The organism is Kineosporia succinea (assembly GCF_030811555.1).
GTDB lineage: Bacteria > Actinomycetota > Actinomycetes > Actinomycetales > Kineosporiaceae > Kineosporia > Kineosporia succinea.
On record NZ_JAUSQZ010000001.1, the window covers coordinates 7,716,020 to 7,739,818 of the forward strand.

Sequence of the window (23,799 nt, forward strand, 5' to 3'; positions counted from 1 at the left end):
GGACGTCAGGAACCGGTGACCGGCACCTGGCACCCCGGCCGGGAGCGGGTCGGGCCGGATTGCCCGAGGGCCGGGAAACCAGAACTTCACAGCCGTGACATGGCGCGATCGATCACCCCGTGCCTACTGGCAGGCAACTTCGTATCGCGACAGGAGACCTGCATGGACGTCGGCAGTACCGCCTTCATCCTGGCCGCCAGCATGGCGGTCGCACTCATGATCCCGGGCCTGGCCCTGTTCTACGGCGGCATGACCGGATCCCGGTCGGTGCTCAACATGATCATGATGGTGTTCGGCGCCGTGGCCGTCGTCGGGATCCTCTGGACCTTCTTCGGCTTCTCGGCCGTGTTCGGTGACTCCTACGGCGGGCTGGGACTTCTCGGCGACGTGACCGAGTACGCGGGGCTGGGCCAGCTGGTGGTCGCGGACGACAGCGCGGCCCTCCCGCCGGCGCTGGTCGCGATCTTCCAGGCCCTGTTCGCCGTGGTCACCACCGCGCTGATCGCCGGCGCGGTCAGCGACCGGGTGCGTTTCGGCCCGTGGCTGCTGTTCGCCGGGCTGTGGGCCACGCTGGTGTATTTCCCGGTCGCCCACTGGGTGTTCGCGTTCGACTCCTCCGACGGCTCGGTCGCCGGTGGCTGGATCGCGAACACGCTCGGGGCGGTCGACTTCGCGGGGGGCACGGCCGTGCACATCAACGCCGGTATCGCCTCGCTGGCACTGGTTCTCGTGCTCGGGAGACGCACCGGCTGGCCGCGGGCGGCGCGGCCCAACAGCCTGCCGCTGGTCGCACTGGGCGCGGGCATCCTGTGGTTCGGCTGGTTCGGGTTCAACGGCGGCTCGGCCCTGGCCGCGGGCAACAGCGCGTCGGTCGTCTTCCTGACCACGTTCAACGCGACCTGCGCGGCGATCCTGGCCTGGCTGCTGATCGAGAAGCTGCGCGACGGGCACGCGACCACGCTGGGCGCGATGTCGGGGGCGATCGCCGGCCTGGTCGCGATCACCCCGGCCTGCGGCGCGGTCACCCCGCTGGGAGCGCTGGCGGTCGGTGCCGTCGCCGGGGCGGTCTGCCCCCTCGCCATCGCGCTGAAATACCGCTTCGGTTATGACGACTCGCTCGACGTGGTGGGCGTGCACCTCGTCGGTGGCCTGCTCGGCACGGTGCTGATCGGGCTGTTCGGAACGGCGGACGCGCCGAGCGGCAAGGCGGGTCTGTTCTACGGCGGTGGTTTCGGGCTTCTGGGAACCCAGATCGTGGCCGCGGTCGCGGTGCTGGCCTACTCGTTCGTGGTCACCGGGCTGATCGCGCTGGCCCTGGCCAGGACCGTGGGCCTGCGGATCGCTCCCGAGGACGAGGCCACCGGCATCGACCTGACGCAGCACGCCGAGTCGGCGTACGACCTGGAGGGCCAGCTCCCGGCGGCCCCGGCGGCGACGCCGGTGCGCACGACGGAGACGGCGCCCGTCGCCTGACGTTCCCGAAGGGGCACTGACAATGGTGGACGACCGGGTCGTCCACCATTGTCGCGTTCCGTGAGACGGCCCCGGGAGCAGTGGCCCTGATCGCTGCTCGATCTGATCGCTGCTCTATCTGATCCCCGAGGCCGTCCCGGCCGCCCCGGGACGTCCCGCTCGTGATCGACCGGCGTCTCCAGCGCCAACGCTGAAGCTCGTCTCTTCACTGGTGCGGCTCCGCGACCGGCGCCCTCGCGCGTCCTCGTGCCCACGCGTCCTTCATTGCAGACGCCCACCTCGCCGGGAGTCGACGTCGTGCTTCTTTCGATTATCGATAATCGAAAGAAGCGATCTTGCGCGCACCGGACACAGTGATCGCCCCGAGCGTCTCGTGGAGTCGCTCGGGGCGAGGCACAGGTAACCGGGTACGAGGCCGCCGATCAGCGGACGGGCGCAACGGGTTGGGGCGGCACGAAGACAGTCGGTCGGTGGTGAGACCCGGCAGGCCGCCGACGGGCTCAGAGCGGGGGCGGCGGGGTGTTGCCGGTGTTGCGGCGCTCGACGACCTCGGTGTGCGAGGTGTTGGTGCGCTGCCGCTGCAGGACCAGGGACAGGATGATGGCCAGGACCCCACCGGCCATCAGGATGTAGCCGATCGCGGTCAGGTCGAGTCCGTCCATGCGGTCACTCACCCCGAACGACAGGATTCCGCCGATGACCAGGAGCGCGATGCCTCCGCCGATGTACATGTGACCCTCCTCGTTGCGGTGCCCACGATCCGTCCGGGCGAATCCGGCGTATCGGTCTTGATCGAGAGTCTTCTGCCGACCCGGGAGACCCGCAACTCGTGGTGCCAGTGCTGGGGTGCGCCGGCTACGGGCACCCCAGCACCGTCAGAACACCGTCAGAACACGCTCACAGCGCGAGGTCAGCGCTGCTGAAGGCCGTGAACGAGGGATTGACGTCGGTCTCGCCGGCCTTGCCGTCGCACCCGCGGTCGGGGTTGAAGGCGAGGTAGGTGCCCGAGCTGCAGGCGATGGCGAACTCGGCGTCGCCGCCGACCACGACGCTGCCGGAGAGGCTGGCGCCGCTCTGGATCAGGGCGTTGTCCTTGACGACGGCGTTGCCGCTGACCGTGCCGCCGTTGACCCAGCCCAGGCCCTCGATACGGGCGTTGCCGCTGACGGTGCCGGCGTAGACCGCGGCCTTGGGGCCGACGTACGCGGTGGCCGCCACGTTCGCCTGCGGGCCGACCCAGCCTCCACCGTTGGCGTGCCAGTGCCCACCGTTGGTCGCGGCCGGCTTGGTGTAGCCGGACTCGAAGCCCGACGGGGTGGCGCCGGAGACCCGGAACTCGTAGGGGAAACGCTGCGCCTTGTCGTACCCGTCGAGGAACGCGTAGTGCTTCACCGCGGACGGCGTGGCCGTCGTGACCAGCCAGACCTCGCTCTCACCGGCCTGCAGCGGGAAGTCGATGCGCCCGTCGGTGCCGGTCTTCAGCTCCGAGTAGCGGGGCGTGCCGTTCTTCACCGCGACCAGGCCGAACGTCCAGCCGGTGGCCCCGGTTTCGGCGTGGCCCCTCAGACGCAGCGACACCGTGCCACCGTCACTGGAGGGCACCAGCTTGATCTTGTTGAAGCCGTAGTCGGCCGGGGCCTGACGGGCGCTGATGCGGAAGTGGCCCAGAGAGGCGTCGACGGCCTCGACGCTGCCACCATTGTAGGCGCTGTTGAGGAAGCCCGCGCCGTACACATCCTTGATGAAGGGCGTCAGCGTGGACTTGTTGCCGAAGTCGTACGTCACCGTGCGGGTCGCGTACTCCCCCAGGCGCCGGTTGAGCTCGGCCTGGGTGATTCCGCTGATGCGGCGGTAGGTCTCGAGCGGGTGCTCGGTGTTCTTGGCCTCGTTCCAGATCCGGTTGAACATGGCCAGGCCGTCGCGGTCCTTGATGTACTGCGCCAGCATCCAGTTGCCGTAGTGGTGCCGGCTCGAGCTGTAGTACAGGTTCTCGGACCGCAGCCAGCGGCTCAGGTCGCCCGCGGCCGTGGTCGGCAGCGCCTGCATAGCCATGAACTCGGCGCTGGTCTCCCAGAACGTGCCCGCGCCGGCGTCCGTGAAGCCCTTACCCGACTCCCCCAGAAACGTGTAGTTCTGGAAGACGTGCGCGAGCTCGTGCGCCAGGCCCCACGACCCCGGCTGCGCCGCGCCCGGCGCGATGTTGATGACGCCGACCTTGCCGTCCGCCGACCCACCGGTGGCCCACGCGTTGAGCTCGGTGCGGTTCCAGGTGTTGGTCACGATCACGACGATCTTGTACTCCGCCAGCAGCCCGTCCTCCGGCGTGAACTTCATGTCGTCCATGTAGAACGAGTAGTAGTTCTCGAGCTGGGTGAGGATGCTGTCGGGGTCGAAATTGTACGGCGAGGCGGCCGTCTGGGGGCTGGTGCCGGACTTCTCGCCCCACAGCAGCTTGAAGTTCGCGGACTCCTTCGACCGGTCTTCGCTCCACGGCACCTCGCCGGTCTTCTGCCAGCTGGGCGGGATGTAGATGGCCTTGTCGGCTGCCGCGGCGGGCCGGGTCTGCAGGAGGAACAGCCCTCCGACCACGGCGAACACGAGCAGCAGGGCGAACCCCGCGCGCGGGTACCGGTGACTCACGGTTCGATGCTCCCTTCAGGACGGGACGATCACGACGCGCTCCCGGTCGGAGGAGACAGCCACGACCATGCCCAATTCACCGCGAAAGGAACGTTCAGGGACCAATAAGTCTGTGCGGGGCCCGGTCGTCGTCCGGGCCCCGCACCACCACGTCAGCTCAGCTGCAGCTTGCGCCCCTCGTCGGCCGCCTCGCGCTGCTGCTCCACCACGTCCGCGATCGTGTGCTGCGACGCCTCGAAAGCAGCCACGATGCGCTGGATCTCCTGGATCGCGATCACCGCGTTCTGCGTGTCCTCGCGGATCGCCTCGACCTTCGACGCGATGTCGCCCGTGGCCTTGGACGTCTCGGTCGCCAGGGCCTTGACCTCGGTCGCCACGACCGCGAACCCACGCCCGGCCTCACCGGCCCGCGCCGCCTCGATCGTCGCGTTCAGCGCCAGCAGGTTCGTCTGGTCGGCGATCGTGGTGATGAACTGGATCACCTTGCCGATCTCGGTGCTGCTCTCACCCAGCTTCTCCACCGTGCGCGCCGTCGCCTCCGCCGCGTCCACCGCGGAACGCGACGTCTGCGCCATCTCCTGGCCGACCGTCGACAGCGCCTCCGCGTTCGAGCCCAGCCGGTCCACGAAACCGCCCATCATCAGGGCCAGTTCCTTCTGCTCGTGAATGTCCATCAGCGACCCGGCCACCCGCAGCGCCGTGCCGTCGGCCGCCCGCTTGGTCTTGCCCACTGCGCTGTACCACCGGTACTCACCGGTCTTCAGCTGCATCCGGAACACCACGTCGTACGGCGTGCGGCCGGTCTTGTCGTTCAGGTGCGCCGCGAAAGCCTCCAGCGCCCAGCCCTGGTCGTCCGGGTGCAACCGGCTCGACCAGCTGCTCAGCACGTTCGGGAAGTCGTTCTCGTCACGGAAGCCCAGCATGCGGCGCAGCCCGTCCGACCACCAGAACGCACTGTTCGGGTTCACCGGGTCACCCGCCACCACGGTCAGGTCCCACAGACCGGTGTTCGAGGCCGTGATCATCAGCTCGTAGCGTTCCCTGACGTAGTCCATCTCCGCCCGAGCAGCCTCCAGCTCCGCGGCCGCCTTCGCCGCGGTGGCCTCGGCCGCCTCCAGCTTCTGCTGGACCGGCGAGGTCTCGGAGGTGCTCTCCACCTCGGAGGAACGGTTCCTGAAAAATGCCACCTGACTCGCCTTCACCGTGATTCGGATGTCCGTCGCTCAGGGACCGGTCGGTGGCGGCACCACGATCTTGACGCATCGTCACTCTCCGGCATCACGATCTGCTCGGCGATCGGGTGATTCGGGACCAAGGTCCTCACCGGACGCTGTGAACAGACGCACGCTAACCACCCCGCAGAGCACCGTTAAGCCTTCGCCCAGGCCCCGGAACGAGGCTGCGAGCCAGCTACGGTCGGATCCATGGACATGATCCTCATCAGCGGGTACGGCCTGACCGCGGCGTCGTGGGGACCCCTGCTCGCGATCTGGGGCGAGCCCGCCCCGGCCGCCCGCGCGGTGGAACTGCCCGGCCACGGCAGCTCCACCCACACCGTCGACGAAGACCCCCTCACCTGGACCGAAGGCCTCGACCGCGCCCTCGCCGACGCCGACGGACCGGTCGTGGTGGTCGCGTTCTCGATGGGCACCGCTGTGCTGGCCCACCACCTGGCCGCCTCGGGCGCCCAGGGCATCGCCGGCGTCGTGCTGCTCGGCGGTCTGCCCGGCCCGGAGACCTTCTCCCGGGACTACCACTCGATCGCCGCCGGCGTGCTGACGGGCCGCCCCGACGCCGACGCGGCCCTGGTCGAGCTCTACGCGGCCTCCCCCACCGCCCGATCGCTGATCGCCGCCGATCTGCAGCGCCTGCCGCTGCCCGCCCGCCGCGCCGCCGCCGACCTGGCGCAGTCGCCGCCGGTCACGCTGCGGGTGCCGACGCTCGCGATCTTCGGCGCCGACGACCGGATGACCCCGCCGCCCACCCGCGAACGCCTGGCCGGGCTGGCCCCGAACTCCCAGCTGTCGATGGTGTCCGGCGCCGGGCACGCGGTGCACCTCGACGCCCCCGAGACCGTGGTCACCACGATCCGGCGGTGGCTCGAGCAGAACGGGTTCTGACCAGCAACGCCGCTCCCAGGCCGAGCGTGATCGTGGCCAGACCGCTCGCCAGCAACGTCACCTGGGCACCCCACCACCCGACGAGCACACCTCCCGCCGCCACTCCCGCCGGTGCCGCCAGCAGGGCCACGGCGCTGTTCGCCGCCAGCACCGGCGCGAGCCGGCCGGCCGGGGCCACCCGCTGGAACAGCGCCATCGCCGTGGCCTGGTAAGGCGCCCAGCTCACGCCGGCCAGCGCGAAACTGGTCACCCCGAGCCAGGCCGGGGCCCCGAGACCGAGCGGCAGCAGGCAGATCCCGACGCCCAGCACGCTGCCCAGCGTGATCGGCCAGAGTGAACGGCCCCGCAGGTACGGTGTGACCAGACCTCCCGCGAAAGCGCCGATCCCGAAGACCGTAGTAGGTGACCAGGAGCGTGGCCGTGCCGTCGGGTTCTCGCACCAGGGTCGGCAGGGCCACGTAGAACGGGCTCGACAGGAAGAAGAACGCGCCGCTGAGCGTGATCAGGCCCAGCAGCGCGGGCCGGGCGCGGATCAGGGCAAACCCGTCGGTGCCTGAGGACGCGTCGGGCAACGGCTTTCGCGCGCCGGTCCGGCTGAACGAGAGGGCCAGGATCCCGAACGACAGCGCATCGACGGCCAGAGCCCCGGCCGGGTTCCAGAAGACCAGGATCAGCCCGGCCAGCGGCGGACCGGCGATCGTGCCGATCTCACTGAGCACGGACAGCAGCGAGTTTCCCGCCAGATGCTGTTTCTCGGGCAGGATCTCGGCGATCATCGTGTAGCGGCCCGCCGAGCCCCACGAATGCAGCACCGACGAGGCCGCGAGAAGCACGATGCAGAGCCAGATCCCGAGAGCGCCGAGGGCGTACGCCACCGGGATCGCGCCGAGCGTGAAGAATCTCCAGGTCGCGTCCCGGCGCGCCAGGTCGGCGCCGGCGAAGCGGTGCGCCCAGCGGCCGAGCACGAGCGCGCCGATCGCCCCGGGCAGGCTGGAGGCCGTCACCGCCAGGCCGACCAGGGCCGCGTTGCCGGTCAGTTCCTGGGCGAGCAGCACCACGGCGACCACTGATATCCCGTCGCCCAGGTACGAGATCGCCAGGCCGGGCAGCACTCTTCGCACCTGCGGATGCGTGAGCACAGGCCAGTAGGGCCACCCCGTCAGGCTCGTCATGCCGCCGGGCCTGACGGCCGGTGAGCCCGGCCCACAAGCACTTATGCCACCGGCAGACCGCCCGCCGCCGCGAGCACGAGAGCGACCGGGCACCCAACGGTGAATGCCGGGCTGATGCCGCCCACACCGAGCGAACCTGGCCACGACCCACGAAGACGACTGCCCAAGAGACACTTTCGAAGGAGCCGGCATCTACAGCAATCGCGCCTCTGGCCCGGGTCGATCCTCAGACTGGCGCCCCGCTCGTGTCCGGATCGATGCCACCACCGCAGCCTCGGCAGCGCGTCCCCTCGCGTCCTGACGGCCGCCTCCACCCAGGCTTACGCGGACGCCCAGGTGGGCCGGGCGGCCGAGGGCGGTGCTTTCGATTATCGATAATCGAAAACACCGCGATGCCGGCCGCTGCGCATGTGTGGCTTCTGAGACCGGTGAGCACTGAACCACGGCCGGGCGCTCAAGCCACCGGGCAGCTCAGGCCAGCACTCGGCGCAGGCCGTCCGGGCGACGCAGACGTGCGGGCGACGCAGGTGGTTCGGGTGGATCGGGGGACGCGGGTGACTGGGCGACACAGGTGGTTCGGGCGACGCGGATCGATCGGGCGACGCGGATCGATCGGGCGACACAGGCTGCCCAGGTGATGCAGGCATCCCGGCGGCGCCGGTCGCCCGGGCGACTCAGGCCGTCCGGGCGACTCAGGCCGTCCGGGCGACTCAGGACATCCGGGCGGCTCAGGACATCCGGGCGTTCAGTTCCGCGTAGGGCAGGACCGGCCCGGTCGTTCCTGCCTTCAGGAGTTCCTCGCCCGCCGCGATCACGGCGGCGTAGGCCGACCGCGCCATCCATGACCCGACGCTCACCCGCGCGACCCCGGCGCCCGCCAGCGCGTCCACCGAAAACCCGGGAATGGCGAGCACGTTCACCGGGACCGAGACCGCCTGCACCACCTGCCGCACACTGTCCAGGTCACGCAGGCCCGGCGCGTAGACCACGTCGGCGCCGGCCTCCTCGTACATCCGCAGCCGCCGCACCGTGTCGTCGAGATCGGGCACCCCGGCGAAGAAGTTGTCGGCCCGCAGTGTCAGGGTGAACGGGAAGTCGAGCTCCCGGGCCGCGGCCACGGCCGCCTCGGCGCGCTCACGGGCCTCGGGCAGCGGACGGATCGGCGCGGACTCCACGCCCGTGGTGTCTTCGATCGAGCACCCGACCGCCCCGGCGTCCGCGGCCAGGCGCACCGCGTCCGCCACGTCCTCCGGTCTCTCGCCGTACCCGCTCTCCAGGTCGGCCGTGACCGGCAACGACGTGGCCTGCACGATCTCCGCCAGGTTCTCCAGCACCCGCGAGCGCGAGACCGAGCCGTCACGCACCCCGCGGGAGAACGCGAGGCCTCCGCTCGTGGTGGCGAGTGCCCGGAATCCGAGCTGTTCCAGCAGCCGGGCGCTGCCCGCGTCCCACGGGTTGGGGACGACCAGCGGCGTGCCCGGGCGGTGCATCTGCGCGAAAGTCTCACCGAGAGCGTGCTTCAGCATGCCGAGCACTTTGGCACACCACGACTTCGCCGGGGACCGAAACGACCCGGGACGGCTACGCCAGCGAGGTGCCGAACTTCTCGGCGCGTTCCAGTTCCCCGTCGAGCGGTGGTCCCTCGGCCGCGCCGACCACGAAGCTCTCGCTGTCGGCGACCTCGACCAGGTTGCGCTGCAGCCTCTTCACGATCTTCTTGGCCGCCGACCCGTTGATGAACCCGGTTCCCGACACGGAGTCGAAAGCCGCTGCCCGTCCGTGATATTCGGGCATCACGTCGAGCCACTCCGCGACCCCGGGCCCGGTGGCGCCGGCTCCCTGGGTCTGGGCCATCCTGCGTGAGGCCGGGCCGGGCAGCCCCCGGTTGTGGGTCGGTGCCCCGACGATGAGCAGGTCCACCTCGTTCAGGGCATCCGGGCGCACGTCGGCGGCCTTGACGACCGTGACGGCGGCCCCGCGCCGGACCAGCCCGGAGGCGATGGCCTCGGCGAACCGCTGGGTGTTGCCGAAGCAGGTCTCGATGACGATCAGGACGTTCAACGTCTCTCCCGTGCTCGGAGCGGGTGCTCGGAGGGGTCCCCGGTGGGGATTCCCGGATCACCATCTCCCGTCGGCCCGGGAGCGTCCCAGGACCAGAAGTCCCCGTCCCAGGAGTATTTGGCCCTAGGAGTACTTGGCCCCCACCGGCTGCCCGGCCGGCTGCACCGCGACCGCGGGCAGGTGCCGCCCCAGCGCCGCCGCGCCGGCCGTGGCCACCAGGGCCAGCCCTCCGATCACCAGCCAGGGCAGCGCCTGCCCGACGGCGAACAGCGCGGTGAAGGCTCCCGGGACCACGACGTGCGCGAGCGCGAACCCGTACTGGAAGCCGGCCAGGTAGATGCCGCGGTGTTCCTGCGGTGCGGCCTCGGCGGCGAGGGCGTTGGCGACGGGGACGTGGATCATCTCGGCGACGGTGTAGACGAGGACGAGCCCGACGAGCAGCAGGGACGACGTGAGCAGGTCGAACCTCGGCAGCACGGCCATGAGCAGCGCCCAGCCCGACCAGATCAGCCCGGCCAGCACCAGCGCGTGCACCCGTGACAGGCCCCCGATGGCGCGCGCGACCATGAGCTGCGCGGCCGCGATGACGAGCGTGTTCAGCGCCAGCAGGGGCCCCAGCACGCCGACGTGGCCCATGCTCCCCTCCTTCAGCGCGATCGGCAGGCCCACCACGAGCGCGTCGCTGCAGACCGCGAATCCGGCGTCGACGGCGATCAGCCCGAGGAAGGCGCGGTCGTGCAGCAGGGTCCGGATCCCCGACTCCCGGCTGCCGGAGGGCACGTGCACCATCGGCACCTGGGTGAGCAGCAGCGCCGCGAGCACGTACGAGACGACGTTGACCAGGAGAGCGGCGCGGAACACGGACGGCGACTCGCTGGCCACGAGCAGCCCGCCGATGAGGGCCCCGCTGCCGAAGCCGATGGCCTGCACCGTGCCGGTCACCGCGAACAGCCGCTCCCGGACGCCGGGGAGCGCGGAGATCATCGTGAAGTACGTGGACCAGAACACCCGCAGCCCGGCGGTGGTGAGCACGAACGAGCCGAACACGGCCACCGGCTCGCGGGCGACGAGGAACCCGCAGTAGCCGAGGGCCTGGATGAGCTGTCCGCTGATCACCAGGGTGCGGGGTGAGAGCTGGTCGGCGAGCTGTCCGGCGAAGAGCGGGACGGCCAGGCCGACCCCGGCGGCGGCGCTGGCCAGGGCGCCGACCTGGGCGAGGGGGAGGTCGGCGACGAGATGGAAGTACAGCAGGACCATCGGGCCGAACATTCCGGTGCCGAGCGTGTCGATCAGGAGAGCCAGCAACAATGCGGGTCGAACCATCTGCCCCACTTTAGGAGCCCGGCCTCCGGCGTATCAGTGGTTCGGGGGACGTGACGCACAACCTGTTCCGTGAGCGGCATGTTCGGCGCCCACCGGCCGTTGCGGCTGGTGTGACGACCGATGAGACACGACTGCACGGCGAGTACAAGGTTCCCGGGGGCAAGCTCGTCGTCGCCGACCTGGCGGTCCGCGACGGGCTCCTGGCCGACCTGGTGCTCTCCGGCGACTTCTTCCTCGAGCCCGACGACGCGCTGGGCCGTTTCTCCGACGCCCTCGAGGGCCTGCCGCACGACGCGCCGCTGCCCACGCTGACGCAGGCGGTGGAGAACGTGCGCGAGGACGCGGTGATGGTGGGCTTCGACCCGCACGCGATCGGGCTGGCGGTGCTGCGCGCCCTGGGCCGTTCCAGCGCCTGGCACGACCACGCGTTCGAGCTCGTCGAGACCGGCAAGCAGCACCCCCACATGCAGATGGCCCTCGACGAGGTGATCGCCCGGCAGGTCGGCGAGGGTCTGCGCGCACCCACCCTGCGGGTGTGGGAGTGGGCGTCGAACTCGGTGATCATCGGCTCGTTCCAGTCGCTCTCGAACGAGGTCGACCGGGAGGCGGCGGCCCGGCACGAGGCCACCGTGGTGCGGCGGATCTCCGGCGGCGGCGCGATGTTCGTCGAGCCGGGCAACACGATCACCTACTCCCTGTACGTACCCGCCACGCTGGTCGAGGGCATGAGCTTCGCCGACTCGTACGCGTTCCTGGACGCCTGGGTGATCCGGGCCCTGCGTCAGCTCGGGGTCGACGCCAGCTACCAGCCGCTGAACGACATCGCCTCGCCGGCCGGCAAGATCGGTGGCGCGGCGCAGAAGCGACTGGCCTCCGGCGCGGTGCTGCACCACGTGACCATGTCGTACGACATCGACGCGGCCAAGATGCTCGACATCCTGCGCATCGGCCGGGAGAAGCTGTCCGACAAGGGCACCAAGAGCGCCAAGAAGCGGGTCGACCCGATCCGCAGCCAGACCGGCCTGGCCCGCGAGCAGGTGATCGAGGCGATGCTCGGTCACTTCCGCGACAGCTACGGTCTGGAGACCGTCCCGGTCGACGCGGCCACGCTGGCGCAGGCGCAAGCGCTGGCCGAGAGCAAGTACCGCGATCCCGCGTGGCTGGCCCGGGTGCCCTGATCCGAGGAAGCCGATGGTGGACGTGGCGGTCGCCTCGGGTGGCGGCCGCACCGACCGGAGCCCGGGGACTCCGGGGCGTCCGGGTGGGATGGTTCTGCCCGTTGGGGTGACGAACACCGCCCCATCGCCCCCCGAAGCCGGGCACCGACGCCGGGAGCACCCCCGAGCCGAAGGTTCAGGGGGCCTTCAGTGGAGCTTTTGTATGGAACCTACAAAGCCCGGCCCGACGACTCACCGCTGACCCACATGGCGCAAGCGGCCTCCGAGACAGCAAGGTAAAGGCTGGGGCACGAACCGGACCACGGCCGTCGCCCCTTCGTTTTGGTTCTGGGAGGCTCAGCCGGTGTTCACACGTGTCGCCATCGTCAACCGCGGAGAGGCCGCGATGCGGCTCATCCATGCCGTCCGCGACCTCGCCGCGGAGACCGGGGAGCGGATCGAGACGGTCGCGCTGTACACCGACGCCGACCGGAACTCGACGTTCGTGCGGGAGGCCGACGTCGCCCACTTCCTGGGCGCCGCCTCCACGCGTCCCTACCTCAACCTCGAGGTCCTCGAGAAGGCACTGGTCGAGACCGGGGCCGACGCGGCCTGGGTCGGCTGGGGCTTCGTCGCCGAGGACCCCGCGTTCGCCGAGCTGTGCGACCGCATCGGCGTCACCTTCGTCGGCCCCAGCGCCGAGGCCATGCGCCTGCTCGGTGACAAGATCGGCTCCAAGCTGATCGCCGAGGAGGTCGGCGTGCCGGTCGCCCCGTGGAGCGGCGGCAAGCTCGACTCGCTCGAGCACGCGCTGGAGACCGGCGAGCGCCTGGGCTACCCGCTGATGCTCAAGGCCACGGCCGGGGGCGGCGGCCGCGGTATCCGCAAGGTCACCAACGCCGACGAGCTGACCGAGGCGTTCCAGCGCACCAGCGACGAGGCGCTGCGCGCGTTCGGCTCGGGCGTGCTGTTCCTGGAGAGCCTGGTCAGCGGCGCCCGTCACGTCGAGGTGCAGGTCATCGCCGACGGGCAGGGCGGCGCCTGGGCGCTGGGCGTGCGTGACTGCTCGGTTCAGCGGCGCAACCAGAAGGTGATCGAGGAGTCGGCCTCGGCGGTCCTGGCCCCGGAGCAGACGGCCGAGCTCAAGGCCTCGGCCGAGCGGTTGGCCGTGAAGGTCGGCTACCGCGGCGCCGCCACCGTCGAGTTCCTCTACCGCCCGGCCGACAAGCTCTTCGCCTTCCTCGAGGTGAACACCCGCCTGCAGGTGGAACACCCGATCACCGAGATCACCACCGGTACCGACCTGGTGCGCCTGCAGCTGCACGTCGCGGGCGGCGGCACCCTCGAGGGCGCCCCGCCGGCCGAGATCGGTCACGCGGTGGAGGCCCGGCTCAACGCCGAGGACCCCGACCGCGACTTCGCGCCCTCCCCCGGCCGGATCACCCGCCTGCTGCTGCCGGCCGGCCCGGGCATCCGCGTCGACACCGGCGTCAGCGAGGGCGACACCATCCCGGCCGACTTCGACTCGATGATCGCCAAGATCATCGCCCACGGCCGCGACCGCGAGCAGGCCCTCGCGCGCCTGCGCCGGGCGATGACCGAGACCGTCGTCCTGATCGAGGGCGGCTCCACCAACAAGAGCTTCGTGCTCGACCTGCTCGAGGCGCCCGAGGTGATCGACGCGTCCGCCGACACCGGCTGGATCGACCGGGTGCGCGCCGAGGGCCGCCTGATCAGCCACCGGCACTCCGCGGTGGCCCTGACCGCGGCCGCCATCGAGGCGTACCGCGACGAGGAGAAGGTCAGCCGTCAGCGTCTGCTCGCGACCGCCCACGGTGGCCGCCCGCAGGTGCAGCACGACAGCAGCCGCCCCCTCGACCTGAAGCTGCGCGGTGTCGCCTACCGGGTGAGCGTGGCCCGCACCGGCGCGGCCAGCTACCGGGTCGGCATCTCCAGCGGCGGCGACGTGCACCCGGCCGACGTCGAGGTGCAGCGTTTCGACCGGCACAGCGGCCGGATCGTGGTCAACGGCGAGCGTTTCCGTCTGGTCACGGCCACGCACGGCCCGATCCACCTGATCGAGGTCAACGGGGTGGCCCACCGCGTCAGCCTCGACGAGGGCGGTGTCGTGCGATCCCCCGCCCCCGCGCTGGTGGTCGCGACGCCGGTCGCGGTCGGCGACGAGGTCGAGGCCAACGCCCCGCTGCTGGTGCTCGAGAGCATGAAGATGGAGACGGTGCTGCGCTCGCCGTTCCGGGCCCGGGTGCGCGAGTGCCCGGTGTCGGTCGGCAGCCAGGTCGAGACCGGTGCCCCGCTGATGCGGCTCGAGCCGCTCACCGACGGGGCCGAGGTCGTCGAGGCCCCGGTGGCGCAGGCGCAGATCGACCTGCCCGTGGCGCCGTCCGACCACACCCCCGACGAGCGGGTCGAGCGCGGTCTGCGTGACCTGCGCAGCCTGCTGCTCGGTTTCGACGTGGCCTCACCCGACGTGCTCAGCGACTACCTGGCCGCCCGCTCCGAGCTGGCCGGCCCGCCGCTGCCCGGTGAGGTCGACCTGGTGCAGGTCTTCGCCGACCTGTCCGAACTGAGCCGCAACCGCCCGCGCACCGGCCTGGAGATCGAGCCCGGCAACCCGGTGCACAGCCCGCGCGAGTACTTCCACAGCTACCTGCAGAGCCTCGACGTGGAACGGGCCGGCGTCAGCCCGGTGTTCCAGGCCCGTCTGGTGCAGGTGCTGGGCTACTACGGCGTGACCGAGCTCGACCGCACCCCCGAGCTCGAGGCCGCGGTCTTCCGGATCTTCCTGGCCCAGCAGCGCCTGGCCTCCTCCAGCGCCGCGGTCTCCCAGCTGCTGCGCGACTGGCTGGCCGGCCTGGCCCCCCAGGACGGGCTCGGCGAGCGCGCCGGCACCGTCCTGCGTCACCTGGTCGAGGCCACCCAGGTCCGCTACCCGGTCGTCTCGGACCTGGCCCGGGCCGTGGTGTTCCGCTGGTTCACCCAGCCCACGCTGCGCCGCAACCGCGCCACCGTGTACGCCGCCGTCAGCGAGGACCTGCGCTACCTCGACCGGCTGCCCGACGCCCCCGACCGCCCCGAGCGCATCCAGGCCATGGTCGCCGGGCCGGAGCCGCTGGTGCGCCTGGTCGGCCAGCGCATCGGCCGCCCCGCCGTCGACCACACCGCGCTGCTGGAGGTGCTGACCCGCCGCTACTACGGCAACCGGGGTCTGGTCGGCACCGTCGGCGTGCGCGACGCCGCGGGCCTGCGGTTCGTCACGGCCGAGCACACCAGCCCCAGCCGCCGCAGCCAGGTCGTCACCACGGCCGTGGACGTCACCGAGCTGCCCGCCGCGCTGAACGGGATCACCGAGCTGGCCGCCGGTGTGGCCGAGCGCTCACTGGTCGCCGACCTGTACGTGGCCTGGGAGGACCAGCCCGACACCGAGGCCATCGTCGCCCGGCTCTCGGAACTGCTGGCCCCGCTGGAGGTTCCGGCCTCGGTGCGCCGGATCACGGTGACCGTCGCGGGCACCCGCGGTGCGGTCATGCACCACCACTTCACGTTCCGGCCCTCCCCGGACGGCTTCGCGGAAGACCGCCTGATCCGTGGCCTGCACCCGCAGATCGCCCAGCGCCTGCAGCTGCAGCGCCTGCGCGAGTTCCACCTGACCCGCCTGCCCTCGACCGACGAGGAGATCTACCTCTTCAAGGCGGTCGCGCACAGCAACCCGGCCGACGAGCGCCTGTTCCTGATGGGCCAGGTGCGTGACCTGACCCCGCAGCGCAAGCCCGACGGCACGCTGATCGCGCTGCCCAGTGTCGAGAACGCGGTCATCAACGGGGTCGATGCGATCCGCGCCGCACAGGCCGCGACGCCGAACAACCGGCGCCTGGCCACCAACCGGATCATGATGTACGTCTGGCCGGTCACCGACCTGACCGACCCCGAGTTCGGCCTGCTCGTGCAGCGTCTCCTGCCCGCCGTGGTCGGCGCGGGTCTGGAGGAGGTCCAGTTCGTCGCCCGCCGCCGCAACGAGGCCGGCGAGATCGTCGACTTCGCCGTGCGCATCCAGCCGGCCCCCGGCCGGGGCGCCAAGGTCGTGGTCTGCGAGCCGCCGACCGAGCCGCTGCAGCCGCTGGACGACTACCGGCAGAAGGTGCTGCGCGCGGCCAGCCGCGGCAACGTCTACCCCTACGAGCTCACCGGCCTGCTGACCGGCGCCACCGGCAGCTTCACCGAGTACGACTTCGTGGACGGCGTCTTCGCGAAGGTCGAGCGCGCTCCCGGCGGCAACACCGCCGCGATCGTCGCCGGGGTGGCCACCACCCCGACCGACCGCCACCCGCAGGGCGTCACCCGCGTCGTCCTCCTGGGCGACCCGACCAAGGCGCTCGGCTCGCTGTCCGAGCCCGAATGCGCCCGCGTCATCGCGGCTCTCGACCTGGCCGACGAGCTGAAGGTGCCGCTGGAGTGGTACGCCCTCTCGGCCGGCGCGAAGATCTCGATGACGTCGGGCACCGAGAACATGGACTGGGTGGCGAAGGCGCTCAAGCGCATCGTGCTGTTCACCCAGGCCGGCGGCGAGATCAACGTCGTGGTGGCCGGTATCAACGTGGGCGCCCAGCCGTACTGGAACGCCGAGGCCACGATGCTGATGCACACCAAGGGCATCCTGGTGATGACGCCCGACTCGGCGATGGTGCTCACCGGTAAGCAGTCACTGGACTTCTCCGGCGGTGTCTCGGCCGAGGACAACTTCGGCATCGGCGGTTACGACCGGGTGATGGGCCCCAACGGCCAGGCCCAGTACTGGGCGCCCGACCTGGCCGGGGCGCGCGACATCCTGATGACGCACTACGACCACGCCTACATCGCGCCGGGTGAGAGCACCCCGCGCTCGGTCAGCACCAGCGACCCGCGCGATCGCGACATCCGCTCGTACCCGCACAGCGCGGGCGAGGAGTTCACCACGGTCGGCGAGATCTTCTCGTCCGAGTTCAACCCCGACCGCAAGAAGCCGTTCGACATCCGCACCGTGATGCGGGCGCTGTCCGACCAGGACCACCCGGTGCTGGAGCGCTGGGCGGGCATGGCCGAGAGCGACACCTCGGTGGTGCAGGACGCACACATCGGCGGGCACCCGGTGTGCCTGATCGGGATCGAGTCGAAGTCCGTCGCCCGCCGCGGCTTCCCGCCCACCGACGGCCCGGACACCTACACCGCGGGCACGCTGTTCCCGCAGTCGTCGAAGAAGACCGCGCGCGCCATCAACGCCGCCTCGGGCAACCGCCCCCTGGTGGTGCTGGCCAACCTGTCCGGCTTCGACGGCAGCCCCGAGTCGATGCGACGGCTGCAGCTGGAGTACGGCGCCGAGATCGGCCGCGCCATCGTCAACTTCGACGGGCCGATCATCTTCACCGTGATCTCCCGTTACCACGGCGGCGCTTTCGTGGTGTTCTCCAAGGCGCTCAACCCGAACATGACGGTGCTGGCACTGGAGGGCTCGTTCGCCTCGGTGCTCGGTGGCGCTCCCGCCGCCGCCGTCGTGTTCGCCGGCGAGGTCAACAAGCGCACCTCGAAGGACCCCCGGGTCGCCGACCTCCAGGCCCAGGTGCTCGCCGTCACCGGCGCCGAGCGGGCCGCGCTCAGCGCCAAGCTGGCCGAGGTCCACTCCTCGGTGCGGGCCGAGATGCTCGCGTCCGTGGCCGCCGAGTTCGACCGGGTGCACAGCATCCGCCGCGCGGTCGAGGTCGGCTCGGTCGACGAGATCGTCAGCGCGCAGCAGCTGCGGCCGCGCGTGATCACCGCGATCGAGAGCGGGCTGGCCCAGCGGTAAGAGCTGGATGGTGGACGCGGTGGTGCCCCTTTCCGGGGGCACCACCGTTCTCGCGGTCCGGCGGCACCCGGCCCCGATCAGGGCGTCAGCACCAGCCTGACCGGATCGCCCTTCTTGGTGTCGAGGCGGTGCACCGCCTCGACCGCCTCGCTCAGCGGCAGCACGTCACTGACCGAGCGGGACAGGTCGAGACGGCCCGCGGCGATCAGGGCCAGCAGCTCGTGGATGTGCTCGGGGCGCGAACCGTAGTGCCCGCGCACCTGCTGCTGGAAGTACGTGAAGATCGTGGCCGAGGGGATGGTCAGGGGTTCGTCGCTCAGGCCGATCAGCACCAGCAGACCGCCCACACCCAGCACCCGCACCGCCTGCTCGCGCACCACCCCCGCCCCGGCGAAGTCGAAGGCGTAGGCCAGGCCCAGCCCACCGGTGGCCTCCTGCACCCGGGCGTTGAAGTCCTCGGCCCGCGGGTCCAGGGCCAGGTCGGCACCGAACGCCAGGGCCCGGGAACGCGCCGCCGGCAACGGGTCGACCGCGATCACCGGCGCCGCCCCGACCAGCCGCAGCAACTGCACCGCGTGCACGCCCAGACCGCCGATGCCCCACACCCCGGCCGCCCGGGCCGGCTGCACCCCGGCGGTCGAGCTGATCGCCGCCCACGGCGTGGAGACCGCGTCGGGCACGAAACAGGCCTGCTCGAACGGCAGGGAATCCGGGATCGGCACCACCGTGCCCGCCGTCGCCACCGCGTACTGCGCCCAGCCGCCGTCGTAGTCCACGCCCCGGGTCACGATGCGATCGCCCATCAGCTCACCGGCCAGCAGCAGCACCCGCTGCCCGGCCCGCAGATGCTCCACCCCGGGACCGACCTCGTCGATCACGCCCGCCGTCTCGTGCCCCATCGTCACTGAACCCTCGCGCAACGCGGCCGGTTTCAGCATCCCCTGGATCACGTGCACGTCGGACAGGCACACCCCGGCCGCCCGCACCGCGATCCGCACCTGCCCGGGCCCGGCGTGCGGCTCGGGAATCTCCTCCACCCCGAAGACCCCGGTGGTGATGTTCAGACGTCCGGCGAGCACGGCATCCCCTGTCGTTCGGCGGCCTTGATCAGACGCAGCCTAGACGCTGCCTCAGCACAAGGTGCCCGATTTCGGACGCGTCCCCGAGGCCAGGAACGCCGTCACCGCATCGTCCGCGGGTCCGCCGGGCAATCTCCCCACGCCGGAGCCTGTTTCGCCACCGTGCGGGGCGCCGTCGTCGCCCGTTCCCCGGATCACCCTTGGGCGGGCAGCCGATCGTCACTACCGTGGTCACATGGCCCACCTCACGCTCGACGTCGTGCTGTTACTGCCGCCGCTCCTGCGGGAGCTGGCCGTGCAGGCGAGCGACCAGGCCGGGGAGTCGATGGAGTCGGCGTTCCGGCTGGGGCACCCGCACCCCGCGGTGCCCGGAGCGGGGGTCTGCGAACCGCACGTGTCGCTGTTCATGCTGCGTCTCGCCGAGGGGCGGGTCGGTGAGCTGATGGACGAGGTGGCCGCCCTCGCGACGCGCACCGCACCGGTGCCGGTGGTCGGCCAGGAGTGGCGCCCCAACCCCTACGGCGCCCCGGAACTGCACTACCGGCGCTCGGCGCGGTGGACGGCGCTGCAGGACGACGTGGTGGCCTCGGCCGAGCCGCTGCGCGACGGGCTGCGCGAGAGCGATCCGGCCGGGGCACGGCCGTCACGGGTGATCGAGCGGCTGGAGCGTGAAGACCCGACGTCGGCGCAGCTGCGCCAGCTGGTGCGGTACGGGTACGACGAGATCGGTGAGCGGTTCCGGCCGCACGTCACGGTGGCCTGGCCGCGGCGGCCGGCGCCGGGATTCTCCGGGCGGTTGCCCGAGGCGTCCCGGTGGGACGGGGTCCTGGACCGGATCGCGGTGTTCGGGATGGGCCCGAACGGCACCTGCGTGCGGCCGTTCGGGGACGCCGCGCTCACCGGGCCGTTGTCGACAACGGCGAATGTCGATCAAGCATTGCGATAGTCGCCCGCTCCCCGCGTGGATATCATCTCCGATTAGGGACGAGGGGGGCGTACCGGAATGGCGCGGTTGGGGAGCTGGGTCCAGAAGAACATCGACGGGGTCATCGCGCTGGTGATCGCCGTCGTGATCGCGACGCTCGACGTCTCCTCCGACCTGGACGCCGACACCGTCAACAGCGCCATCCTGCTGGTGCTCGGTGTGCTGGCGGTGGCGATGCTGCGCGACCGGTCCCGAAAAGACGACTCGGAGAACGAGATCCGGGATCTGGCCCAGGTGTTCGCGCCGGTGGCCGGGCAGGTCGAGGCGGTCTCGCGGGCGGTGAACGACGCGGGTATGGTGCGGGTGCTCAGTGGTGACGAGATCACCCGGGCGCTCGACGAGGCCCGCCGCCACACCGACCGGTGGCTCTTCCGCGGTGGCACGGGCACCTACATCCGGGCGGTCACACTGCCCGACCTGGCGGCGCGCTCGCTGCGCGACCGGCTTCCGCTGTCGATGCGGCTGGAGGTCATCGACCCGTCCGACCTGGAGCTGTGCACGCTGTACGTGCAGTTCCGGGGCTCGCGCGCGGCCGGGCGCGAGCCCTGGAGCCCCGAGCGAACCCAGCGCGAGTCGTACGCGACGGTGCTGGCCGCGGCCTGGTACCGGCAGCGGCACCAGCTGCTCGACATCCAGGTCGGCCTGTCCTCGGTGATGCCGACGCTGCGGGTCGACCTGTCGGCCTCGAGTCTGGTCATCACGCACGAGCGGCCGCAGGGCCAGGGGCTGCTCGTCGAGAAGGGCAAGCTGCTCCACGACTACCTGCAGACCGATCTGCTCACGAGTTTCGAGCAGGCCCGGCCGGTGCCGCTCGACCGGGTGCGCCACCTTCGGCTCTCCGACGAGCCCACCCCCGACGAGGTGATCAAACTGTTCGCCGCACTGGACCTTCCGCTGGCCGCGAGCTTCCTCGAGGCCGACGTCGACGACATCACGCGTCGCGCCCTGCACGCCGACAATCCCTACGTGCCATGAGCGTTCTCACCTACGCGGGGCTGGAGAGGGCGTTCCTCGACGGGACCGCCACGGTCGCCGTCCCCCGCGTCACTCACGACGCCCTGCTCGACATCGAGAGCGGGCGCCGCCCCCTGGCGGCCGTACGTCACCCGCTCGGCTTCTTCTGCCTGCCGGTGCTGCGCGACGGCGACCTCGGCGTGTGCGTGCACCTCTGGACGTCGACCGTCGAGGCCGCGGTGACCACCACGTCCACCATTCACTGCCACAGCTGGCAACTGTCGAGTTTCGTTCTCTACGGCCGGGTGACGCACACCCTGATCGACGTGATCGACGATCCCGGCGGCGAGCAGCGCCTTTTCGAGGTGATCAGCGCCGGCGGCACCGACGAGGTCCGGCCCACACCCCGACGGGTGCGCTGCCGCGAGCGCTCGGTGCACCCGACCGGCCGGGGCGAGACCTACCGGATGGACGCGGGCCAGTTCCATTCCAGCCTGCCCGGCGACGAGGGTGAGGCGGCCACCGTGGTTCTCGGAAGAACGCGCGGCACCGATGATCTCACCGTCGGCGCGGCGCACGGGCCCGGGCACGTGGTGCGCCGCGAGGCCTGCTCCCCCGAGGAGACCACCGCCCTGGTGCGCACCGCGCTCGAGCGGCTCACCGCGGCCACCGGCCCGGTTCCGGACGGATGCCACTGATGCCGCCGACGCCCAGCTCACCCGAGACACCCTCGTCGGCCCCCACGTCGAGTTCCGCGCCCGCCGCCCCGACGGCCGCACCACCCCCCGCATCCTCACCTCTCGACCTCCGGCACGCCCGCGACGTCGCGGTCTCGATCGCCCAGGAGGCCGGATCGCTTCTGCTGCGGCGCTACTCGACCGGGGTGCAGAGCCGGCCCAAGGGTGACGCGGGTGACGTCGTGACCGACCTCGATCTGGCCGCCGAGACCCTGATCCTGGCCCGGTTGCAGGCGGCCTTCCCGGCGCACCGCATCGTGGCCGAGGAGTCCGGGGTGCACGAGGCGATCGGCGCGGCGTCGTCGGAGGGCGGGTGGACCTGGCTGGTCGACCCGCTCGACGGCACGAACAACGTGGCGATCGGGCTGCCCGCCTTCGTCGTCGGGCTGGCCCTGTGCGCGGGCGAGACGACCGTCGTGGGCGTGGTGCACGACCCGGTGCAGAACCAGACCTGGTCGGCGGTGAAGGGGTCCGGCGCGCACGGTCCGCAGGGTCTTCTGCGGCCCGGGGCCCGCCCGATGACGCACGGGCCGGTGCTCGGCTGGACGCAGGGGCACGGCGTCCCCCGCACCGACTCCCGGGCCCGCGCCCTGAAACTGGTGATGGAGCGCAACTCCTACCGCACCCTCCAGCTGTGGGCCCCCCTGATCTGCTGGATCATGCTGGCGCGCGGGCACATCGACGGATTCATCGGCTACCACGCCGAGGCCGTCGACCTGCCGGCGGGCAGCATCATCGCGGCCGAGGCGGGCATCGAGATCGTCTCCCTCGACGGGGGCCCGTTCTGCGAGACGATCGCCGAGACCGAACGGCGCAGCTTCGTGGCCGGGCACCCGCACACCCTCGAGGCCCTGCTGTCACTGGTGCGCGCCGCCGACGGACTGGCCCCGCACCTGGAGGGCCTACCCCTGCTCAGACCCCGCTGAGCGCCGGGCGAGGAGGGCAGGGGACATGTCCGGGAGACCGTCGGAGCCCTCGGACGTGACGCCTCGTCCGGCGGTTCTCCCGACGATACCCCCTCCGCGACCGGCGTCAGGTCAGGCTGAGCACCGCGATGGTGGCGGCCAGCGCGGCCACCGACAGGCCCGCGCCGGTGGCCACGAACTTGGCCATCGGCACCCGCACCCCCTGGGCGGCGCAGCGTTCGTACCAGAGCAGGGTGGCCAGTGACGCCCACGGCGTGATCACCGGCCCGACGTTGGTGCCGACCAGCAGGGCCAGGAGCTGATCGGCGTTCTGGTGCGGGATCACGGCCTCGCCGGCCACGTAGGCGGGCAGGTTGTTGACCACGTTCGACAGGCCGGCGCCGGTGATCGCCGCCCGGTACATGCCCTCCAGGCCGTTGCCGGTGCCCATCAGCGAGAGCATGAGGTCGGACAGGCCGTGCCGGCTGATGGTCTCGATCACCAGGAAGAGACCGGTGACGAAGACCAGCAGCCGCCAGGGAAACAGGCTGGGGCGCAACGGCGAACGGTCCCGCACGGCGAACGCGGCGACGACCACGGCGGCGGCCACGGCCGAGGCGATCCACAGTTCCACGTTCACGGCGAGGATGGCGACGACGAACAGCACACAGGCCACGGCCGCGACCCGGAAGAGCACGAGGTCGGGCACGGTGTGCGGGGCGGGCGGTTCGTAGGAGGCCGGCCCGCGCTGCGAGCGCCGCCAGTAGAAGACCCAGAGGAAGGCCATGGTGACGGCGACCGAGACCAGCTGGGCGGGCCACATCCGGGCGGCGAAGTCGATGGGTTCCAGGCCGATCCGGTCGATGGCCAGGAGGTTGGTGAGGTTGGAGACGGGCAGCAGCAGGCTGGCGGTGTTGGCCAGCCAGACGGTCGTCATGGCCAGGGGCACCGGGGCGATGCCGACCTTGCCGGCCAGGGCGAGCATGACCGGGGTGAGCAGGACGGCGGTGGTGTCCAGGTTCAGGGCCGCGGTGGTGATCGTCGCGAAGGCCACGCACAGCAGGAACAGCAGGGCGTAGCTGCCGCGGGCGGTGATCGCCACGCGGGCCGCGATCACGTCGAAAACCTGGGCCTTGGCGGTGAGTTCGGCCAGCACGACGACCGAGGCGAGGAACAGCAGGCTGGGCGTGATGCGGCGGACCACGGCCTCGGCGGCGTCGAGCGGCAGCAGCCCGACGGCGACGCAGACCAGGCCGATCAGCAGCAGGGCGATCGCGATCTTGTCCAGCGGGTGCAGGCGGGGAAAGGACACGGCGGAAAGGATCTCTCAGGTCCGGCCCCCGCGCCAGCCTGTAAT

At 71.3% G+C, this 23,799-nt stretch carries 17 protein-coding genes and 1 pseudogene; 8 read left to right on the forward strand and 10 right to left on the reverse strand.

Annotated elements, in window-relative coordinates:
• Window positions 1-162: 162 nt before the first annotated feature.
• Window positions 163-1,473, forward strand: coding sequence for an ammonium transporter (locus tag J2S57_RS33725; protein ID WP_307250383.1), 1,311 nt, complete (start codon window positions 163-165; stop codon window positions 1,471-1,473).
• Window positions 1,474-1,973: 500 nt separating this feature from the next.
• Here J2S57_RS33725 and J2S57_RS33730 read toward each other — a convergent pair whose 3' ends face one another.
• From J2S57_RS33730 to J2S57_RS33740, 3 genes are all read right to left on the reverse strand, one after another.
• On the reverse strand, window positions 1,974-2,204 hold the full coding sequence (locus tag J2S57_RS33730) for a DUF6458 family protein (protein WP_307250385.1): 231 nt from the start codon (window positions 2,202-2,204) through the stop codon (window positions 1,974-1,976).
• 166 nt (window positions 2,205-2,370) lie between these two features.
• Window positions 2,371-4,113, reverse strand: a complete 1,743-nt coding sequence (locus J2S57_RS33735) for a DUF6055 domain-containing protein (protein ID WP_307250387.1) — start codon at window positions 4,111-4,113, stop codon at window positions 2,371-2,373.
• A 152-nt stretch (window positions 4,114-4,265) separates the two neighbouring features.
• Window positions 4,266-5,300: a methyl-accepting chemotaxis protein gene (locus J2S57_RS33740; RefSeq protein WP_307250388.1), complete on the reverse strand. Its 1,035-nt coding sequence runs from the start codon at window positions 5,298-5,300 to the stop codon at window positions 4,266-4,268.
• Window positions 5,301-5,537: 237 nt separating this feature from the next.
• Between J2S57_RS33740 and J2S57_RS33745 the strand changes: the two genes are divergently transcribed.
• Entirely contained in the window at window positions 5,538-6,233 is a 696-nt protein-coding gene (locus J2S57_RS33745; protein ID WP_307250390.1) for an alpha/beta fold hydrolase, read from the forward strand.
• Here J2S57_RS33745 and J2S57_RS33750 read toward each other — a convergent pair.
• The 5 genes and pseudogenes from J2S57_RS33750 to J2S57_RS33765 form a co-directional block, all read right to left on the reverse strand.
• Window positions 6,193-6,543, reverse strand: a complete 351-nt coding sequence (locus J2S57_RS33750) for an MFS transporter (RefSeq protein WP_307250392.1) — start codon at window positions 6,541-6,543, stop codon at window positions 6,193-6,195. The genes J2S57_RS33745 and J2S57_RS33750 overlap by 41 nt on opposite strands.
• Window positions 6,544-6,712: 169 nt before the next feature.
• Window positions 6,713-7,597, reverse strand: a pseudogene (locus tag J2S57_RS35475) (MFS transporter); the annotation flags it as partial.
• 536 nt (window positions 7,598-8,133) lie between these two features.
• Window positions 8,134-8,931: an isocitrate lyase/PEP mutase family protein gene (locus tag J2S57_RS33755; protein WP_307250393.1), complete on the reverse strand. Its 798-nt coding sequence runs from the start codon at window positions 8,929-8,931 to the stop codon at window positions 8,134-8,136.
• A 55-nt stretch (window positions 8,932-8,986) separates the two neighbouring features.
• Window positions 8,987-9,466 carry a flavodoxin family protein gene (locus J2S57_RS33760; protein ID WP_307250395.1) on the reverse strand — a complete coding sequence of 160 codons (480 nt, stop codon included), beginning with the start codon at window positions 9,464-9,466 and terminating at the stop codon, window positions 8,987-8,989.
• 123 nt (window positions 9,467-9,589) lie between these two features.
• Window positions 9,590-10,789, reverse strand: coding sequence for an MFS transporter (locus J2S57_RS33765; protein WP_307250397.1), 1,200 nt, complete (start codon window positions 10,787-10,789; stop codon window positions 9,590-9,592).
• A 131-nt stretch (window positions 10,790-10,920) separates the two neighbouring features.
• Between J2S57_RS33765 and lplB the strand changes: the two genes are divergently transcribed.
• On the forward strand, window positions 10,921-11,967 hold the full coding sequence (lplB, locus tag J2S57_RS33770) for a lipoate-protein ligase small subunit (RefSeq protein ID WP_370882737.1): 1,047 nt from the start codon (window positions 10,921-10,923) through the stop codon (window positions 11,965-11,967).
• 343 nt (window positions 11,968-12,310) lie between these two features.
• Entirely contained in the window at window positions 12,311-17,782 is a 5,472-nt protein-coding gene (locus J2S57_RS33775; protein ID WP_307250401.1) for an ATP-binding protein, read from the forward strand.
• A 77-nt stretch (window positions 17,783-17,859) separates the two neighbouring features.
• Here J2S57_RS33775 and J2S57_RS33780 read toward each other — a convergent pair whose 3' ends face one another.
• The gene (locus J2S57_RS33780) at window positions 17,860-18,861 is read right to left on the reverse strand and encodes a zinc-binding dehydrogenase (RefSeq protein WP_307250403.1); all 1,002 of its coding nucleotides are present in this window, start codon (window positions 18,859-18,861) and stop codon (window positions 17,860-17,862) included.
• A gap of 235 nt (window positions 18,862-19,096) precedes the next feature.
• On the opposite strand from J2S57_RS33780, the gene J2S57_RS33785 reads away from it, so the two are divergent.
• The 4 genes from J2S57_RS33785 to J2S57_RS33800 are packed head-to-tail and all read left to right on the forward strand — an operon-like array spanning window position 19,097 to window position 22,463.
• Window positions 19,097-19,807, forward strand: coding sequence for a hypothetical protein (locus J2S57_RS33785; RefSeq protein ID WP_307250405.1), 711 nt, complete (start codon window positions 19,097-19,099; stop codon window positions 19,805-19,807).
• A gap of 57 nt (window positions 19,808-19,864) precedes the next feature.
• The gene (locus J2S57_RS33790; RefSeq protein ID WP_307250407.1) at window positions 19,865-20,821 is read left to right on the forward strand and encodes a hypothetical protein; all 957 of its coding nucleotides are present in this window, start codon (window positions 19,865-19,867) and stop codon (window positions 20,819-20,821) included.
• Complete coding sequence (locus tag J2S57_RS33795) at window positions 20,818-21,498, forward strand: hypothetical protein (RefSeq protein ID WP_307250409.1); 681 nt, start codon at window positions 20,818-20,820, stop codon at window positions 21,496-21,498. Before J2S57_RS33790 ends, J2S57_RS33795 begins: the two co-directional genes overlap by 4 nt.
• Window positions 21,498-22,463, forward strand: coding sequence for an inositol monophosphatase family protein (locus tag J2S57_RS33800; protein WP_307250411.1), 966 nt, complete (start codon window positions 21,498-21,500; stop codon window positions 22,461-22,463). Before J2S57_RS33795 ends, J2S57_RS33800 begins: the two co-directional genes overlap by 1 nt.
• Before the next feature lie 106 nt (window positions 22,464-22,569).
• On the opposite strand, the gene J2S57_RS33805 is transcribed toward J2S57_RS33800, so the two are convergent.
• Window positions 22,570-23,754: an ArsB/NhaD family transporter gene (locus J2S57_RS33805; protein ID WP_307250413.1), complete on the reverse strand. Its 1,185-nt coding sequence runs from the start codon at window positions 23,752-23,754 to the stop codon at window positions 22,570-22,572.
• Between the last annotated feature and the right edge of the window lie 45 nt (window positions 23,755-23,799).

Coding starts and splice junctions, on each gene's coding strand:
- J2S57_RS33725 (WP_307250383.1), top strand. CDS start 163: ATGGACGTCGGCAGTACCGCCTTCATCCTGGCCGCCAGCATGGCGGTC.
- J2S57_RS33730 (WP_307250385.1), bottom strand. CDS start 2,204: ATGTACATCGGCGGAGGCATCGCGCTCCTGGTCATCGGCGGAATCCTG.
- J2S57_RS33745 (WP_307250390.1), top strand. CDS start 5,538: ATGGACATGATCCTCATCAGCGGGTACGGCCTGACCGCGGCGTCGTGG.
- J2S57_RS33755 (WP_307250393.1), bottom strand. CDS start 8,931: ATGCTGAAGCACGCTCTCGGTGAGACTTTCGCGCAGATGCACCGCCCG.
- J2S57_RS33765 (WP_307250397.1), bottom strand. CDS start 10,789: ATGGTTCGACCCGCATTGTTGCTGGCTCTCCTGATCGACACGCTCGGC.
- J2S57_RS33785 (WP_307250405.1), top strand. CDS start 19,097: ATGGCCCACCTCACGCTCGACGTCGTGCTGTTACTGCCGCCGCTCCTG.
- J2S57_RS33790 (WP_307250407.1), top strand. CDS start 19,865: ATGGCGCGGTTGGGGAGCTGGGTCCAGAAGAACATCGACGGGGTCATC.
- J2S57_RS33795 (WP_307250409.1), top strand. CDS start 20,818: ATGAGCGTTCTCACCTACGCGGGGCTGGAGAGGGCGTTCCTCGACGGG.
- J2S57_RS33800 (WP_307250411.1), top strand. CDS start 21,498: ATGCCGCCGACGCCCAGCTCACCCGAGACACCCTCGTCGGCCCCCACG.